The organism is Lactobacillus kalixensis DSM 16043, from assembly GCF_001434335.1.
In the GTDB taxonomy this organism is placed as follows: Bacteria; Bacillota; Bacilli; order Lactobacillales; family Lactobacillaceae; genus Lactobacillus; species Lactobacillus kalixensis.
In genome coordinates this window covers 1-2,704 of the sequence record NZ_AZFM01000067.1, presented here as the reverse complement: position 1 = coordinate 2,704, position 2,704 = coordinate 1, and the positions used below count along the sequence as shown (strand labels likewise).

Genomic DNA, 2,704 nt, shown 5'->3' with positions numbered 1-2,704 from the left:
CTTCTTAGCATCTGCAGCATCGTCAATTGCCTTGATTGCATCTTGCTTAGCTTGAGAGTTTTCTGGAACTGTTACCTTATTGATGTTTTCGATACCAGTGTTCTTTTCATCAGTAACACCTTGTTGAGTAGTTGCTGAATCGATCTTGCCCTTGGCATCATTAGCTGCGTTGTTTACTTGATCAATCAAGTTTTGCTTTTCTTCACTGGTCAAGTTGCTGTTGTTAATTTGATTATTCTTAACAGCTGCTGCACCATCAACTGCAGCCTTAGCAGTGTTCTTATCGATTGCTACAAGTCCATCATCAATTACCTTCTTGACGTCTTCATCAGAAGTTGCATTGTTGATATTATCTTTAGCTGTCTTAGCATCTTCATCAACTTGGTTCTTAGCAGCTTGCTTTTGATCTTCAGTTAATCCTGGAATTTCATCAATGGCCTTCTTAGCATCTTCGGCAGCCTTGTCAATATCGCTGTTTGCTTGATCCTTAGCTGGTGAAGTTGACGGAATTGTAATGCCGTTGATAGATGAAATACCGGTGTTCTTTGCAGTTTCAACATCTGCATTAGTTGGAGCTTCGTCGATGTTGTTGTTTGTTTGAGAAACAATATCGTTGACTTGTTTAATTAAATCAGCCTTTTCTTCAGAAGTTAAATCTGAAGCGTTGTTGATACTGTCAATCTTAGTATCAGCAGCTTGTTTGACTGCATCTTTGGCAGCTTGCTTAACTTTAGATTCAGTTGAAACTTCAATCTTATCAAGAGCGTCAAGACCAGCATTGTTAGCGTCTGTGATCAAAACATTTCTTTCATCAGATGTTAACTTAGTAGCTTGATCAATTTCTGCAAGTTTTGTCTTCAAAGCTGCGTCAATTTCTGCAACTGCAGCGTCCTTAACCTTAGAGTTAGTTGGAATAGTGATCTTACTAATTGCATCAACGCCAGTAGTTTGGGCATTTGTTACAGCTTCAGTAGTAGTTGCAGAATTGATTGCATCTTTAGCCGTCTTTTCAGCAGCATTAACTTCATCAATGATTTCTTGTTTTTCATCTTGAGTTAAGTTTGGTGCATTATTAACTGCATTGCGCTTAGCTTCAGCCGCTTCTTCAACAACCTTAATTGCGGCATCCTTAACTGCAGAAGTTGAAGGAACATCTACCGCATTAATCGCAGAAACTCCAGCTTCTTTAGCCGCCTTAACTGCATCGTTATCGGCAGCACTATTGATTGCTGTCTTAGCGTTATCAGCTGCAGTTTTAGCTTGATTAGTTAAACTTGTCTTTTCTTCATCAGTTAAGTAATCAGCCTTCTCAATTGCAGCAGTCTTTTGTTTCAAAGCTTCATCGATTGCAGTAATTGCATCGTTCTTAGCTTGAGATTCAGTTGGAACTGCTACATTCTTGATGTTTTCAATACCAGTGTTCTTTGCAGTTTCAACATCGGAAACAGTAGTTGCATTATTAATTGCTGTCTTAGCATTGTCTGCAGCAGTTTTAGCTTCATCTTTAACAGCTTGCTTTTCTTCAGTTGTTAATTCAGAAACTGCATCGATAGCGTTGTTCTTTTCAGCTAAAGCACCATCAATTGCGGCATTTGCGGCATCTTTATTGATTGCTACAGTACCGTTATTGATAGCTTCAGTAACAGCGTCGTTAGTCTTGGCATCGTTGATTGCGTTCTTAGCTGCTGTAGCATCAGCATCAACTTGGTTCTTGGCAGCTTGCTTTTCACTATCAGTTAAACCATTAGTGTTTTCAATAGCATTCTTAGCTGCTTCTGCTGCTTCATCAATACTTGCTGTAGCCTTTTGCTTAGCATCTGAATTTGTTGGAACGTTCATGTCCTTAATAGCTTGGACGCCATTTTCTTTAGCAGTAGTTACAGCATCATTGGTTGTTGCTTCCTTAATTTGAGCAATAGCATCATCAGCAAGTTTTTGAGCTTTTTCAACTAAAGCAGCTTTTTCTTCATCAGTTAAGTTAGTACCGTTGATGGCAGTCTTCTTGTCAGCTAAAGCAGTATTAATTGCATCGATTGCATCAGTTTTAACGGCAGAATCAGGAACGGCAATATCATTGATGGCATTTTCACCATCTTTTTGTGCTTTAGAAACATCATCGCTCTTAGTAGCAGCGTCGATATTATCCTTAGCTGCTTTTGCTGCATCGGCAACTTGTTCCTTCAAAGCAGTCTTTTCTTCAGTTGTTAAATCTGAAGCGTCAATTGTATCGTTCTTAGTCTTGGCTGCTTCATCAATTGCTTCTTTTGCTGCTTTCTTAGCACCTGAATCAGTTGGAACTGTCACAGCTTCAATCGCTGTCTTACCATCTTGACCTGCTTGGGTTGCTGCATCGTTAGTTGTTGCCTTAGCAATATTTTCCTTAGCAGTAGCTGCGGCAGAATTTGCATCGCTTTCTAACTTAGCTTTTTCTTCGTCAGTTAAGTTAGTGTTAGCTTTGATTTCATCTAACTTCTTATTCAAAGCATCGTCTACTACTTGGCTTGCAGCTTTCTTAGCATCTTCCAAACTTGTTGGTACTACCTTTTCGATTGCTGTCTTACCGTCTTGACCTGCTTGAACTGCATCATCATTGGTTGTTGCTGCGTTAATCTTGTCCTTGGCTTCATTTGCTGCATCAGTTGCTTGTTTGATCAAGTCTTGCTTTTCGCTATCGCTAAGGTTGTCTGAACCGTTAATTACTTCT

At 39.5% G+C, this 2,704-nt stretch carries 1 protein-coding gene; it reads right to left on the bottom strand.

The annotated features are described in order from the left end of the window. Positions 1–2,704, bottom strand: a 2,704-nt coding sequence (locus FC46_RS09650; RefSeq protein ID WP_157046838.1) for a DUF1542 domain-containing protein, incomplete at both ends; no start/stop codon positions are given.